The sequence below is a fragment of the Pararhizobium sp. IMCC21322 genome, assembly GCF_030758295.1.
Taxonomy (GTDB): Bacteria; Pseudomonadota; Alphaproteobacteria; order Rhizobiales.
The window spans coordinates 1,190,021-1,204,624 of the sequence record NZ_CP132335.1 but is presented as its reverse complement, the minus strand read 5'-3'; the positions used below and the strand labels follow the sequence as shown (position 1 = coordinate 1,204,624).

The following is a 14,604-nucleotide window of genomic DNA, read 5'->3' as shown; positions in this document are numbered from 1 at the left end:
ACTCTGTGTCTCGTTGAAGGGACATTTCGAGAACATCACACTTAAAAGATGCAGATTCGGCACATCCGTATCAAAAGATGTATATTGGAGGTTGATAATTGCTAATATCGCAGTTTTTTAATTGATCGTGCGAAATTCGCACGATAGACATATATCTCAAGGTCATAACTTTCCCCGTAATCTTCAGAGTTTCATCTCAGCGAAACCTTTGAGCAGAATTCGGGGGGCGGTTTTGACATCACGGACCTGAGAAGTGTGTGCCAGATGGAAACCAAGCCAAAACCGATTAACAAGAAACGTCCCAATCCAATTGATGCTCATGTGGGCAGCCGCGTGCGGTTGCGCCGAATGATGCTTAATATGAGTCAGGAAAAACTTGGCGAGCAGCTTGGCATTACCTTTCAGCAGGTCCAGAAATACGAAAAAGGCACCAACCGCATTGGGGCCAGCCGTCTGCAGGCAATTGCCAATATTCTTCAGGTACCCGTGGCGTTTTTCTTTGAAGATGCGCCTGACGTTTCGCCCATAGCCAAAGAAGGCTTTGTCGAATCCGGAGCCACAAGCCATGTGATGGAGTTTCTGTCGACCAATGAAGGGCTTCAGTTGAACCGGGCTTTTGTAAAAATCAAAGATGCAAAATTGCGCAAGAGTGTTGTTGATCTGGTGCGCTCAATGGCCGGCGATATTGAGGAGTAGCAGCGTATGGTTGGAATCTCTCAATCGGATCAAACATAGCAGTTACTAGGGTGCGCACCCTAGGTCTCATCTGGCCTTGACGATTCATATAAAAACCGCCACATAAGGAATTCCTTATATGGCCTCGCATGTCCTGTGCGAGGCTCAATTCTTATGTGCGCGCCAAATCGGCTGCGAGGAACGCAAAGGCAGCGATTTCGTATCTCTGATTTCTGAGAAATTATGAAAAACTATCTTTTCACAAGTGAATCCGTGTCCGAGGGCCATCCTGACAAAGTCTGCGATCGCATTTCTGATGAGATCGTCGATGCTTATCTGGGAGCTTATGACCAGTCCCGCGTGGCTGTGGAAACACTTGCGACCACCAATAAGGTCGTTATTGCCGGGGAATCGCGCGGCCCGGAAGACGTCAACAGCGAGATGATGGCCGCGCTTGCGCGCAAGGCCATCCGTGATATCGGCTACGAGCAGGACGGGTTTCACTGGGAAACCTGCGACATTGAGGTTCTGGTACACAAGCAATCTGACCAGATTGCCCAGGGTGTTGATGCCGGGGACAACAAGGATGAAGGCGCTGGTGATCAGGGCATCATGTTCGGCTATGCCTGCACTGAAACGCCCGATTTGATGCCAGCGCCCATCTACTATTCCCACCGTGTTCTGCAAAATCTGGCTCAGGCACGCAAAAGCGGCGCGGCCTCAATGTTGGGACCAGATGCAAAAACTCAAATTACACTGGCCTATGAAAACCATCGTCCGGTCCGGGCGACATCGCTGGTTCTGTCGACCCAGCATCTGGATGAAAGCCTGTCGTCGCAGGATGTGCGTACCATTGTGGAGCCTTACATCCGCGAAACGCTGCCAGATGGATGGATTACCGATGCAACCGAATGGCATGTGAACCCAACGGGCAAATTCGTCATTGGCGGGCCCGACGGTGATTGTGGACTGACTGGTCGCAAGATCATTGTCGATACCTACGGCGGTGCGGCCCCCCATGGCGGCGGCGCTTTCTCTGGCAAGGATCCCACAAAAGTTGACCGTTCGGCTGCCTATGCTGCTCGCTATCTGGCCAAAAATGTGGTCGCCGCAGGGATGGCTGAACGCTGCACGTTACAGGTTGCCTACGCCATCGGCGTTTCCCATCCACTGTCGCTTTACGTCAATCTGCACAATACCGGCGAAGTGGACGAACAGAAGCTGGCAGATGTCCTGCGGGAATTGATGGATTTGACGCCACGTGGCATTCGCGAACATCTGGCCCTCAACCGCCCGATCTACGCCCGGTCTGCCGCCTATGGTCACTTTGGCCGCACACCAGATAGCGATGGTGGCTTCTCCTGGGAGCAGACCAATCTCGTGGACGCCTTGAAATCTGCCTTTTGACACCCAAATGACCCGCCGGACAAAGAAGAGCGACTTTATTGGACGGCGGAAAACCAAGCCGCTCAAGCCTGGCCCTGCTGCGCTGGTTAAAAATCTGCTGCCCGACTTAAGGCTGGATACGTCCCAACCTGCGCCGGATGATCTGCGGCAGATCTTCAATGCAGCGGAAGACGTACATCTGGAAATCGGTTTTGGCGGCGGCAAACATCTTGTGCATCGTGCCGCATCCCATGCGGACACTGGTTTCATTGGTGTGGAGCCGTTCATTAATGGCCTGGCTCAGGCCCTGATGCAGGTCGATGCCGCTCAACTCACCAATATCCGCTTTCATGATGATGATGCAGGTGCGTTGCTTGACTGGTTACCGGCAGCATCCATCGCGCGCGTGTTCCTGCTCTATCCTGATCCCTGGCCCAAATTCAAACACTGGAAACGGCGGTTTGTATCGCCGCGCAATCTGGACCGCATCGCACGGGTTCTGAAGCCGGGCGGGCTGTTTTTGTTTGCCAGCGACATTGAGCATTATGTTGGCTGGACGCTTGATCACTGTCACAGGCATCCTGCTTTTTCATGGACAGCGACAGGTTCTGATGACTGGATCAAGACGGAAGGCGGCGCATTTTCTGACTGGCCGGGAACCCGTTATGAGGCCAAGGCGCAGGAGGCGGGGCGCCTTCCCACATACCTGACTTTTGAGCGGATTTGACGAAACAAGTCCTGCGGCACAAAAACCTTTGCTGATATCATTAGCCGGTGCTAATTAGCGCCCATGACAACACCTATCGAAACCATCCGAAATTTCTCAATCGTTGCCCATATTGATCACGGCAAATCGACCCTTGCTGACCGGCTGATTCAGCTCACCGGCGGGTTGGAAAACCGTGAGATGAAGGCGCAAGTTCTCGACAGTATGGATATTGAGCGCGAGCGCGGTATTACCATCAAGGCGCAGACGGTTCGGCTGACTTACAATGCCGAAGATGGCATCACGTACATCCTCAATCTGATTGATACACCGGGACACGTGGATTTTGGCTACGAGGTCAGTCGTTCACTGGCAGCGTGTGAAGGCTCGCTTTTGGTCGTTGATGCCAGTCAGGGCGTGGAAGCGCAAACGCTGGCCAATGTCTATCAGGCGATTGAAAATGACCATGAAATCGTTCCAGTGCTCAACAAGGTCGATCTGCCAGCGGCAGATGTAGACCGGGTCAAGGAGCAAATTGAAGAAGTCATCGGCCTTGACGCGTCTGACGCCATCGAAATTTCTGCCAAGACGGGTATCGGCATCGACAAGGTTCTGGAAGCCATTGTCAAACGTCTGCCCTCACCGGCAAAGGGCAAGCTTGCGGGCAATCCGGATGCCACACTGAAAGCCATGCTGGTGGACAGTTATTATGACGCCTATCTGGGCGTTATCGTGCTTGTGCGCATTGTCGATGGAAAGCTGAAAAGGGGTCAGAAAGTCCGAATGATGGGCACAGGCGCTGCCTATGATGTGGACCGTGTGGGTGTCTTCACACCCAAGCTCGTGACTGTGGATGAGTTGGGTCCAGGCGAAATCGGCTTTCTGACGGCGTCCATCAAGGAAGTTGCAGATACGCGTGTTGGCGACACGATTACAGAAGAGCGCCGACCAACCGCCAAAGCACTTGATGGCTTCAAGCCGGCTCAGCCAGTGGTTTTCTGTGGCCTCTTTCCCATTGATGCCGGTGACTTTGAAGACCTTCGGGCGGCCATGGGTAAATTGCGCCTGAATGACGCCAGTTTTTCCTTCGAGATGGAAACCTCGGCAGCGCTGGGGTTTGGCTTTCGTTGCGGTTTTCTCGGCCTGCTGCATCTTGAAATCATTCAGGAACGTCTTGAGCGCGAATTCAATCTGGATCTCATCGCAACCGCGCCAAGCGTGGTGTACGAGCTGACCATGATTGATGGAACGGAAACCCATTTGCACAATCCGGCGGATCTGCCGGATGTCATGAAGATTGAAGAAATTCGTGAGCCCTGGATTCATGCCACAATCATGACGCCCGACGAGCATCTTGGCCCGATCCTGAAACTCTGTCAGGACCGGCGTGGAATGCAGACTGATCTGTCCTATGTGGGCAGTCGGGCCATGGTTCAATATGATCTGCCGCTGAATGAAGTTGTGTTTGATTTCTATGATCGGCTGAAATCCATATCCAAGGGCTATGCCAGCTTTGATTATCAGATCACCGATTATCGCGCCGGCGATCTGGTCAAACTGTCCCTGTTGGTCAATGCAGAGCCGGTTGATGCCCTTGCCATGCTGGTTCACCGATCGCAGTCTGAAAGACGCGGCCGGGACATGTGCGAGACACTAAAAGAACTGATCCCGCGCCACATGTTCAAAATCCCCATTCAAGCGGCCATCGGCGGCAAAATCATTGCCCGCGAGACCATTGCCGCCCTGCGCAAAGATGTTACCGCCAAATGCTATGGCGGCGATGTGACCCGTAAACGCAAGCTGCTGGAGAAGCAGAAAGCGGGTAAGAAAAAAATGCGCCAGTTCGGGAAAGTCGATATTCCTCAGGATGCGTTTATCGCGGCGCTCAAGATGGGCGACTGAAGCTGCACCTGGATCTCCGGGCCAAGCCCGGGGATCTTTGTTTTCAAACCATACATCCGCAAAAATCAGCCATTTTGATACTTTTACTGCGCTGTATTGTCGCATTACGAGGTTGATAAATTGCCGTCTGCAATTTGCGCCATATAACAGAGTTATAGTGTCGCATTTGGCGACGTGGTTTGGCGCATCCAGGATGAGACCATTGGACTTTACGAAAGCAGAAATACCTGTCAGCAAGCAGTCACTCGGAAATCTGTTTCTGGTGGATGATGATACCATTTTTACAGGCCGCATTGCCCGCGCGCTTGAAGGTCAGGGCTTTGCCGTGAAACCGTTCGAGACCATGGCACAAGCCATGGCGAACATCGATAAAAATGCTCCTGATTTTGCAGTGATCGATATCAGATTGCCAGACGGAAATGGTTTGGATTTGTTAGAACGCCTGCTGTCGTCGAACGCGCAGGCCCGTGTCATTGTCCTCACCGGGTATGGTAACATCGCCACTGCTGTTGCAGCGATAAAGATGGGTGCCTTCGAATATCTGGAAAAACCGGCCACTGCCGAGCAGCTCTTCAACACGCTGACCCGAACTGAAGATCAGAAGCCGCAACCACCAGAGAACCCAATGTCTGCGGACAGGGTGCGCTGGGAACATATTCAGCGCATTTTTGAGACCTGCGACAGGAATGTCTCGGAAACTGCGCGTAGGCTGTCCATGCATCGCCGTACGCTGCAGCGCATTCTGGCAAAGCGTGCACCGCGCTGATTTTTTCTAAATTCCGCTCAGGCCCGGATCACTGAGGTGATGAAGCCGGTTTGCGGCCAATGATGCAAACCGTAACATGACCGCCTTGCGCCGGGCTGCAGACAAGCGATGCTCCGGCGCATCACGCAGAATATCTGCACCAAATGAATCGGCCATAATCAGACCCTGATCTGCGGGAAACAAATCTGCCGGAACCTCTTCATGGCTGGCAAAAAACATGCGGTCGCAATAGTCCTTGTAGTCTGGCCATTTGTTGTCAGACTTGAAGTCTGCCACCGATGATTTGATCTCGATAATCCAGAAATCACCCTTGGGTGACAAGGCCATGAGGTCGGCCCTGCGACCAGAGGCAAGCGTCAATTCGCTCAAAACGGAGAAGCGCTGGGTGAACAGCATACGCCCGACACCGCGCTGTATCATCAGCGCAGTCTCACTTTGGCGGCCATCGGCAAGTTGCCGTGCCAGCGAATCTTCTCCCCGGACAAGCATCTGCCAAGCTTAAGGCAGCTAGGCTACGCTTTGAAGACCCCGTTTTTCCAGCAATGCATCAATCGCTGGCATACGGCCCCGGAACCGGGTGTACAGCTCAGCTGGGTCGGCACTGTTACCGGCGCTGTAAATGTGCTGCTTCAGCTTGCTTGCCAATTCAGGATCAAAGGCGTCACCGGTCTCCTCAAATGCAACAAATGCGTCTGCATCCATCACTTCCGACCACAGATAGGAGTAATAGCCGGATGAGTAGCCATCGCCGGAAAACACATGCATGAAATGCGGACTGGCGTGGCGCATGGTAATCTGCTTCGGCATGCCGATATTGGCCAATGTCCTGGCCTGGAATGCCAGCGGGTCCTTTGCAGCCTCCGGCGCATTCAAATGCATTTCCAGATCAACCAGAGCTGATGACACATATTCGACCGTGGCAAAGCCCTGGTTGAAGGTGCTGGCCGCAAGCAGCCGTTCCATCAAATCCTGCGGCAGGGGCTCGCCTGTACGGGCATGGATGGCATATTTGGTCAGGATGTCCGGCGTCGTCAGCCAGTGCTCAAACAGCTGGCTCGGCAGTTCCACAAAGTCGCGGGCCACACTGGTGCCTGAGACCAATGGATAGGTGACATCTGAAAGAAGGCCATGAAGCGCGTGTCCGAATTCATGAAACAGCGTGTGCGCATCATCAAATGTCAAAAGATTGGGTTCGCCAGAAGGGGCCTTGGCAAAATTCATGACGTTGACAATAATCGGGCGAATATCGCCAGCCAGCTTCTCCTGTGACCTGAACGCACTCATCCAGGCACCGGAGCGTTTGGAGGGGCGTGCAAAATAGTCACCAAGGAAAAGACCGACATGGTGACCTGCAGCGTCCTTCACTTCCCAGGCCCGCACGTCCGGATGATATAATTTCAGATCAGTCACTTCCCGAAACCATACGCCAAACAGGCGGTTGGCAGCGGCAAAGGCAGCTTCAATCATGTTTTCCAGCTGGAAGTAGGGTTTGATTTCAGCCTCATCCAGCGCATGGTCCCGCATCCGCAGCTTCTGTGAAAAATAACGCCAGTCCCACGGCGCTATTTCCGAATTGTCTCCCAGATCACGTGCAAGCGCGGACAGGGATTGCGCCTCCCGCTCCGCGCGGCCCTTTGCCGGTGCCCAGACATTTTCCAGAAGCTCGCGAACAGCCTCCGGCGTTTTTGCCATCTGATTGTCCAGCTTGAAATGGGCAAATCCATCAAAGCCCAACAACTTTGCACGCTCGTCGCGCAGCGTCAGAGTTTCGGTTATGATGTCTCTATTGTCGTTTTCACCGCCGTTTTCACCGCGGGCGATCCACGCCTTGAAAGCGGTTTCCCGCAAATCACGACGGCTCGAAAACTGCAGAAAAGGCTCAATCAGAGAGCGCGACAGCGTAATGACATGTTTGCCTTCATGTCCGCGTTCCTCGGCGGCAGACCGGGCTGCCGACACCAGAAAATCAGGCAATCCTGCAAGATCGGTTTCATCTTCCAGAACCAGTTGAAACGCCTTTTCATCGGCCAGAACATTCTGCGAGAATTGCGTACCCAGTTCCGAAAGCCGTGCAGAAATTTCCGACATGCGCTCACGTGCATCCCCGGACAGGGCCGCTCCGGCGCGCACAAAATTTTCATAATATTTGGTCAGGACCCGGCTTTGCTCGGTGTCCAGATCAAGACCATCAATTTGCTCGAACAGGGTCTTGATGCGGGTGAACAGTTTTGCATTCATAATTGTTGCGCTTGAGTGCCGCGACAATTTGGGAGCAATCTCGCGTTCGATTTTCTGCAGTTCGTCATTTGTGTTTGAACCGGACAGATTAAAGAAGGTGCTGGCAACTTTGCTCAGATCATCGCCCGCCCCTTCCAGTGCACCAATCATATTGTCAAAGCTTGGCGCATCCGGATTGTCCGCAATGGCGTCAATCTCTGTCCTGTTGGTGGCCATGGCTTTTTCAAAACCATCGTTGAAATGCGCCATTTCAATACGATCAAATGGCGGGATTTCGAAAGGCGTTGTCCATTTGGCGAGAAGCGGATTGTCGGACATTTTTTGTTCCTGAAACTGTTGAATTGTCAATGTAGGTCAGACCTCGGCCTGTGCAAGAAAATCTACAGCGCCATGCCCGGCCCTGCGACCGGATGCAAGCGCTGCCTGCAACAGGTAACCACCTGTGGGGGCGTCGAAATTGAGCATCTCACCGGCTGCAAACAGACCAGGTTGTCGGGAGAACATAAAATTCTCCGTCAGGTCATTCTCACTGATGCCCCCGGCGGTTGATATGGCGCGCTCCAGTCCCTGAAAGCCATCAACCCTGAGCGGCAGTTGTTTGATGCGGGATGCAAGGTTTTCGAGGTCTTTCGGCAACGGCCCCGCTTCATGCAACAAAGCGCGCTCGGCTGGGGAAAATTTCAGGGCGCGACGCAACCGATTAGCAACAGACTGTTTCGCCGGTACGTGTGACAGGCGTTCGACAATGGCTTGGTGTGATAATGCCGGGCGCAGATCCATGTGTATCGTCGTCAATCCCTGAGCCAGCGCCTGTCGCAAACGCGCGCTGAGTGCATAAATAGCGGTGCCTTCAAGGCCGTAGCGGGTAATCAGGGCCTCACCGGCGACCTGTGTGCCATCAAGATGCAGCTGAATTGCCTTTAACGGCGCGCCTGCGAAGCCGGATTTGATGAAATCGGTCCAACCTATATTGATGCCCATATTGGACGGCAGCATTGGCTCGATCTGTGCCAAGGTCCCAAGATGATCTGCCCAGGCACCATTACTGCCAAGGCGAGGCCAGCTTGCACCGCCCATGGCAAACACTGTTGCAGCACTTTTGACGACAATATTCTCATCATTTGCGGTCTGCATCAGCAAGGCGCCGCTGTCGTCAAATCCCATCCAGACATGGCGCGTCAGGAGCCTGACATTCTGCCCCTCCAACCGGCGCAGCCATGCGCGCAGAAGCGGGGAGGTTTTGAAGCTGTGTGGGAAAATCTTGCCGCTGGACCCTGTGAAAGCCGGCTCACCCAGACCGGCCATCCAGTTCACAATGGCATCTGGCGGAAATGCATCAATTGCGTCGCACAGAGCCGGGGATGCGTGAAAGTAAGCCTCTTTCAGCGCCTCCACGGACCCGGAATGAGTGATGTTCAAGCCACCCAGACCGGCCATGAGGAATTTACGCGCCGGGCTTGGCATTTTTTCATAGATGGTGACCTGATGGCCAGCCGCAGCCGACACCTCGGCAGCCATCAATCCGGCAGGGCCTGCACCAATGATAGCAATCTCGGCCACGCGGTCTAACGATCAAGAATTGAGCGTAGTTCAACCAGATTGGACCGGACCCGCAAAATGTAAAAACCGATGGTGGTTAGATGGGTTGGCATCAGCCAGCCATCTTCCTTGCCATTGGACACGATAAAGGGCTCCAGTTTGATAGCGCTCAGGGTTTGAGCTTCCATCTCCTGCCACAATGTGCCCAGCCCGCGTGATTCAATAATATCTGAAAAGTCGGTACGGGCGCCTTTCAATATGCCGTAATAGGCATAAAGCTGTCCTTTTGCGTTCCAGAAAATATCATCCGCACGGGTGTCAAACCACCCGGCATTGTAGCCTTCCGCACGCGTCTTGAGACTTGCAGAGGTTGAGCCGATATCATTGGCAATTCGGTCGATGAACTGCATCAGATTATCGGCGCGGGCATCGAATGTGGCGTCGCAGGAAATCAGATCATCCTGATAGGCTTGCAGAGACTTGATGGCATTGCGGTAATAGGTCTGGCTTCTGGTGGTGGGACCGAAAGGCTGATCACCGAACGGGTTGATGAACCAGGTATATTGATTGAATTGCAGCGATCCGCGAGCTGACTTCAGATTGGGATCAATCTGCGATGTGCCGCGAACCCGGCCCAGCCGATCAGACATTTCAATGGCAGTACGGCCAATCGCCTGATGAACGCCGCGCTGGAATGCCGCTTTATTGTCGAGGATCCAGGTGCGGTCCCAATCAATACCAAAGAAGCCGAGCTTGTAGAACGGATTGCTGGACATCCAGTTGTTGGTGTTGACGTTGAAATCGATCAGATAGCTGACCGCGTCGAGCGTATAGGAGCGGCCACAGGTCAATGTTGTGTCGGCTGCGCCTTCCACTGTCACCGTATCCCCGGCGGGAACTGAGTCCGTGGAGGTTTTGAAATTGTCGGGATAGGTTATGTCATAGCCCCTGATCCAGGCGGCATTCCAGATAAGAAGCGCGTAACCAATGAGGATGGGGAACACAAGCAGACCCAATGCAATGCGGATCCAAAGCCTGCGCCGCATGACAAATTGATGGGCCGAACGAAACGGCCACAAAAATGCCAGCCACAAGCCTTTGGCCAATGCCACAAGACTGGCGATCAAGCCCTTAAACCCTTCAATCAATGGGTCCAGCATCGGTCTGTCTTCCTTTTTCGATCAATGGCAAAGCCAGGTGCGGCTTCTTTATACGTTCCGCACATATGTGTGTGGTTGATGACATAGGATTTTTGCCAGAGATACACAAGAAAAGCCAATCAGCAGCCACACCATTGCTTGCGGTGCAGATACAGCGAATACGATTAATTATAACCGCACGTTCTCTGACACGGTCGATGATGAAAGATGATTTATCAGTATTTTTGATCTTGGAAGGCGCAAAATGACTGATTCAAGCGTGCGAAATCGGTTTTGTATTGCGTCAGTTTCTGTCAAATTCCCGGGAGTTTGTTTTTGAATGCCCATCACATGTATGAAAAACTCAGAGCCATCGTCGATGAAAACGATCTGTAAGCAACCGGACCCGACACGCACTTGCTGCAACGCAGGCGCGCCTGATTTCACAGTGTAATCAGCCTATTCCGGCAATCGTCCGGGTAACCAGCGGCAGACAGCGTGTTTCGAGAATACCGATCCACGGCACATTTTCAACCAAGGGACAATAATCATGAAACAGCCAGATACAAAACCAGCGATTGCGGCACAGGATGTGGCCGTTCGGTCGAAACCGTCGGTCTATCCCAACCCATTTGGTGCGCGTGTGGCTGGACGCCTCAAACGGCAATTGGGAGACTTTTTTGGTTTACAGAATTTTGGCGTAAATCTGACTGAATTATCACCCGGTGCGCAATCCGCATTGCTGCACCGCCATTCGCGTCAGGATGAGATGATCTATATCCTCGAAGGCACGCCGACACTGCGCATGGAAGATGGCGAACAGCTTTTGCAGCCCGGCATGTGCGCAGGTTTTCCAGCCGGCGGCACGGCACATCATTTGATCAACAGAACGAAGACAATTGTGCGCTATCTGGAAATTGGCGACCGGACACCGGGAGACGAAGGGTCCTATCCTGAAGATGATCTGCAGGCCGTCTTGGAAGCGGGCAAGTGGGTGTTCAAGCAAAAGGATGGCAGCCACTACGATTGAGGTCGGGGCTTGATCACGCAACGGGTTGAAGAGCTTCAAACACCAAACAATCTCTGCCAATGCACTTCCTTGTCGCGGAAATAGGTGCTCTCGATCAGCGCCACGACGTAGTCACGCAGATTTTCCGGATAGGTTTCATAATCGCGATAAAACGCTTCCTTGTTGACCATGAAGCGCAGCACAAAATCAAACGGGATAAATTCTGCGATAAGACGATTGATCAACCCGGCATCTTCATGATCCGGGTTGGCCCGTTGCAGCAGGAAGCGCAGATCGGGCGCAACCTTGTACAGATCGACACTCTCTTTCGCCAAGAGCGCTTTTTTGGTGCGATTGAGGAAGGACAAAACCCGGTCATTCGCCATGTCGGTTGCATGAGCATGCACCCATTTTCGCACATTGGCAGGGGTCAGCTTGCCCAAATCCGCACCATTGCCGGACAGAGCCATCACAGCTCTCATATGCTGGTCAATGCGGCTTTCCAATACGCCTGAGTCCAGCAGCCAGTCCGGGTTCAAAGGTTCCAAACGGTCTGTCGCTGTCAGATAGGCGTGGAGTGTCTTGGGGTCCGCCAGAGACAGATACCAATTTACAGCCCGCTTTTTGCTGGGGAACGGTGGCTCTTCAGGTTCGCCCAGAACCATGTGGCCATCCTCGTCGCGCAGAATGTAGACACCGCCAAAGTGGTCTGCCCAAAAGGCATTTTTGGTAAAGCGCACATTGCGCGGCACCGGATCGTTCTTGCGAATATCACCTGTCAGCGCGGCCAGATCGATGATCTGGTCCATCAGCTTTTCATTATTCCAGGACGTGGTTTCCCGCTCAAACCTTGCAATCAGGCCTTCCAGCCTGTTGGCCGCTTCCAACACGCCATTGGCACTGTTCAGATCAAACACAACATGACGTATAGACAGCAGATCATCGATGGTCGTGACCGTATAAGTATCGTCCTCGATTTCTCCGAACACCACATCCTTCAACGTCAGAATATCAAGCGCAACACGGTTGGTCTGGAAAAATGACCGCATGAACTCCGGCGTTGAGGAGAAGGAAACCTGCGTATAGGGCAAATCATGCTGCTTGGGGGACAGTATGATAAAACGCGGATTGACCTGATGCGGATTGAGATAATGCTGGTCGCCCAGAATGTCCGCGACCTGCGGTGAAAAACCCATAGCATCGATGGAGAAGGTGTCCGGCGCGACCGGCTTGAAGCCAAACTGGGTCAGCGCGGTGTTGTAATTCTTCACAAGATGAGGCTGGGAGACTTCCATCAGCCCGCCATAAATCATCTTGCTGGCAATCAGGCGCTCCATTGGCCGTCCCGCTTCAATTGCTCCATTTCGCGCTGAGCTCGTTCACGCACCCGCTGATCACGCAAAATCTTCTCGGTAGCTGCTTCATCTGATTTATCGGAATAGCGGAATTCGGAGGATGCATAACGGTTGATCTCTTGCATCACCATTTCCATTGTGATGGGGCTTTGCAGCTCCTTGATCATGGCCAGCTTTTCATCATAGGGGCGATGCATGAAGCGATCCGGCGCTTCAAACCACTCATCAGGCAATTCCACATCAAAGGCCCGCATCTTGATGGCGTCGGTGACATTTTTGATGGCACGTCCGGTGAAACGCGGCTGTGCTTCCTTGATGGCGTGGAGATAGCGTCCGATATCGGCCATTGTCTCAGGCGTTCCATTAGCCGAAATGATGTGGTTGAATACCTGCTTCAGTCCTTCTTCTTCGGGCACCATCAGATTGCCATAGGCTTCTTTGGCAGCACGTTGAATGTTTTGATTGGCATAAAGCTCGTGGTCACCCAATTCCAATGAGTGGTTTTTGCCCAGAAGCAGCGTGAAGATATCGACATAATCTTCACGGCTTTGCGGCCCGTCAACCAACCAACGTGCACCGGCGCGCTGGCGCAGGGCATCATCCACCATTTCCGGATAGTTGGAAAACATGCCGAACGAGCAATTGCCGCGCACCACTGTGTTGGCACCGGAAAATGCATCCATCAGAACAGCGGTGATTTCCTGCTGTCCGGCGGAGGTGTTGTTGGCGTCAGACCGTTTTGCCGCCACCTGATCAATATCATCAACTGTTCCAAAGCCGATGCTGCGCGGATCCAAAACCGCTTCCACGAAAGCGCGGCAGTTCTGGCCGGATTTGCCCTGATAGGAGGAAATCTGGTCGACGCCAAAATTCTGGTAGTGAAACCGGTAGCCGCCAATCTGGGCATAATCATTCATCAGGCCGGCGATCATTTGAATAAGCGTGGTTTTGCCGGTGCCGGGAAAGCCATCACCGATAAAGGTGAAAATGAAACCGCCCAGTTCCACAAACGGGTTCATCTGCTTGTCGAAATCATAGGCCATGAGCATTTTTGACAGCTTCACCGCCTGATATTTCGCGATGTGGTTGCCCACAACTTCATGGGTTTTCTTGAAGCTCATGGTCAGCGGTTTGCTGGCCTTGGACGGACCGGTCTCCAGACCATCCAGCGTAAAGTCATCTGCATCAAGGCGGATGTGCATCGCCTCGAAAACACCGATTTCATCAAAGCGCTGCGCCCGTTCTGACAGGGCTTCCAGGAAACTCTGGGCACTGGCTCTTGCATTGGACGTCATGGCGACATCGCTGTCTGCCCCATCCAGCGCTTCGTCCAACGTCGCGACCAGACCCTTCAGGGCATCACGAACCGTATCAAATTGCAGGATTGGCTCGGGCTGATCGCTCTGGTTTTCGCCATTGGCGGGCAACGCATCCAGCAAAAAGCGTGCAGCTGTGAAGGCGGCAACAAACGAAGCGGTGTTTTGCAGATTATGGAAATGCTGGGCTGCTTCTCCGTTCAGGGCACCTGCGCGGTTTTCTTGTTGCAGCTTTTCCAGCTCTGTCTGACGGGCAAAGACATCGGCGACCGCCTGACCAACGGCCATTCCACGGCGCAATTTATACACCAGCGCATGTTCTTCGGGGGTCAGCAGCGTGTCATCCGGGTGAATGGCCTGCAGTCGCTGCAAAAAGCGGATATCCCGCGCCTGTCGCTGCGGCGCTGTCGAGACCGTACTGACAAAGCGGCGCCTTGTGCCGGCAATTTCGGTCTTGGATCGGCTGCGGTCTTCCATCACCAGCACACTTGTGCGTTCCAGCAATGCCTGCATGGTGCTGACATGTTTGGCTATGTCCTTTTCGGACAAAGTGGTTAAGCCGATATCCATTAC

At 53.3% G+C, this 14,604-nt stretch carries 12 protein-coding genes; 6 read left to right on the top strand and 6 right to left on the bottom strand.

The window, feature by feature from the left end:
- Window positions 1-264: 264 nt before the first annotated feature.
- From RAL91_RS05875 to RAL91_RS05855, 5 genes are all read left to right on the top strand, one after another.
- The gene (locus tag RAL91_RS05875) at window positions 265-696 is read left to right on the top strand and encodes a helix-turn-helix domain-containing protein (protein ID WP_306260512.1); all 432 of its coding nucleotides are present in this window, start codon (window positions 265-267) and stop codon (window positions 694-696) included.
- Between the two features lie 222 nt (window positions 697-918).
- The gene (metK, locus tag RAL91_RS05870; RefSeq protein ID WP_306260510.1) at window positions 919-2,082 is read left to right on the top strand and encodes a methionine adenosyltransferase; all 1,164 of its coding nucleotides are present in this window, start codon (window positions 919-921) and stop codon (window positions 2,080-2,082) included.
- 7 nt (window positions 2,083-2,089) lie between these two features.
- A complete protein-coding gene (gene trmB / locus RAL91_RS05865; protein ID WP_306260508.1) occupies window positions 2,090-2,788 on the top strand; it encodes a tRNA (guanosine(46)-N7)-methyltransferase TrmB in 699 nt (232 codons plus the stop codon).
- A gap of 63 nt (window positions 2,789-2,851) precedes the next feature.
- Window positions 2,852-4,669 carry a translation elongation factor 4 gene (gene lepA, locus RAL91_RS05860; protein WP_306260506.1) on the top strand — a complete coding sequence of 606 codons (1,818 nt, stop codon included), beginning with the start codon at window positions 2,852-2,854 and terminating at the stop codon, window positions 4,667-4,669.
- 193 nt (window positions 4,670-4,862) lie between these two features.
- Window positions 4,863-5,435 carry an ActR/PrrA/RegA family redox response regulator transcription factor gene (locus RAL91_RS05855; protein WP_371932487.1) on the top strand — a complete coding sequence of 191 codons (573 nt, stop codon included), beginning with the start codon at window positions 4,863-4,865 and terminating at the stop codon, window positions 5,433-5,435.
- 6 nt (window positions 5,436-5,441) lie between these two features.
- Here RAL91_RS05855 and RAL91_RS05850 read toward each other — a convergent pair whose 3' ends face one another.
- Genes RAL91_RS05850 through RAL91_RS05835 form a run of 4 tightly spaced genes read right to left on the bottom strand, consistent with a single transcriptional unit; the run spans window position 5,442 to window position 10,372 of the window.
- The gene (locus RAL91_RS05850) at window positions 5,442-5,924 is read right to left on the bottom strand and encodes an MmcB family DNA repair protein (RefSeq protein WP_306260502.1); all 483 of its coding nucleotides are present in this window, start codon (window positions 5,922-5,924) and stop codon (window positions 5,442-5,444) included.
- An 18-nt stretch (window positions 5,925-5,942) separates the two neighbouring features.
- Entirely contained in the window at window positions 5,943-7,991 is a 2,049-nt protein-coding gene (locus RAL91_RS05845; protein WP_306260501.1) for a M3 family metallopeptidase, read from the bottom strand.
- Window positions 7,992-8,027: 36 nt separating this feature from the next.
- Window positions 8,028-9,233, bottom strand: coding sequence for a TIGR03862 family flavoprotein (locus tag RAL91_RS05840; protein ID WP_306260499.1), 1,206 nt, complete (start codon window positions 9,231-9,233; stop codon window positions 8,028-8,030).
- 5 nt (window positions 9,234-9,238) lie between these two features.
- A complete protein-coding gene (locus tag RAL91_RS05835) occupies window positions 9,239-10,372 on the bottom strand; it encodes a DUF2333 family protein (RefSeq protein ID WP_306260497.1) in 1,134 nt (377 codons plus the stop codon).
- 529 nt (window positions 10,373-10,901) lie between these two features.
- On the opposite strand from RAL91_RS05835, the gene RAL91_RS05830 reads away from it, so the two are divergent.
- Window positions 10,902-11,381, top strand: a complete 480-nt coding sequence (locus tag RAL91_RS05830) for a cupin domain-containing protein (RefSeq protein WP_306260495.1) — start codon at window positions 10,902-10,904, stop codon at window positions 11,379-11,381.
- 35 nt (window positions 11,382-11,416) lie between these two features.
- Here RAL91_RS05830 and RAL91_RS05825 read toward each other — a convergent pair whose 3' ends face one another.
- Both RAL91_RS05825 and RAL91_RS05820 read right to left on the bottom strand, forming a co-directional pair.
- Complete coding sequence (locus RAL91_RS05825) at window positions 11,417-12,697, bottom strand: DUF6638 family protein (RefSeq protein WP_306260493.1); 1,281 nt, start codon at window positions 12,695-12,697, stop codon at window positions 11,417-11,419.
- Complete coding sequence (locus tag RAL91_RS05820) at window positions 12,685-14,601, bottom strand: AAA family ATPase (protein ID WP_306260491.1); 1,917 nt, start codon at window positions 14,599-14,601, stop codon at window positions 12,685-12,687. The genes RAL91_RS05825 and RAL91_RS05820 overlap by 13 nt, the downstream gene beginning before the upstream one ends.
- Window positions 14,602-14,604 lie beyond the last annotated feature (3 nt).

Coding starts and splice junctions, on each gene's coding strand:
- RAL91_RS05875 (WP_306260512.1), top strand. CDS start 265: ATGGAAACCAAGCCAAAACCGATTAACAAGAAACGTCCCAATCCAATT.
- metK (WP_306260510.1), top strand. CDS start 919: ATGAAAAACTATCTTTTCACAAGTGAATCCGTGTCCGAGGGCCATCCT.
- trmB (WP_306260508.1), top strand. CDS start 2,090: ATGACCCGCCGGACAAAGAAGAGCGACTTTATTGGACGGCGGAAAACC.
- lepA (WP_306260506.1), top strand. CDS start 2,852: ATGACAACACCTATCGAAACCATCCGAAATTTCTCAATCGTTGCCCAT.
- RAL91_RS05855 (WP_371932487.1), top strand. CDS start 4,863: ATGAGACCATTGGACTTTACGAAAGCAGAAATACCTGTCAGCAAGCAG.
- RAL91_RS05850 (WP_306260502.1), bottom strand. CDS start 5,924: ATGCTTGTCCGGGGAGAAGATTCGCTGGCACGGCAACTTGCCGATGGC.
- RAL91_RS05845 (WP_306260501.1), bottom strand. CDS start 7,991: ATGTCCGACAATCCGCTTCTCGCCAAATGGACAACGCCTTTCGAAATC.
- RAL91_RS05835 (WP_306260497.1), bottom strand. CDS start 10,372: ATGCTGGACCCATTGATTGAAGGGTTTAAGGGCTTGATCGCCAGTCTT.
- RAL91_RS05830 (WP_306260495.1), top strand. CDS start 10,902: ATGAAACAGCCAGATACAAAACCAGCGATTGCGGCACAGGATGTGGCC.
- RAL91_RS05825 (WP_306260493.1), bottom strand. CDS start 12,697: ATGGAGCGCCTGATTGCCAGCAAGATGATTTATGGCGGGCTGATGGAA.
- RAL91_RS05820 (WP_306260491.1), bottom strand. CDS start 14,601: ATGGATATCGGCTTAACCACTTTGTCCGAAAAGGACATAGCCAAACAT.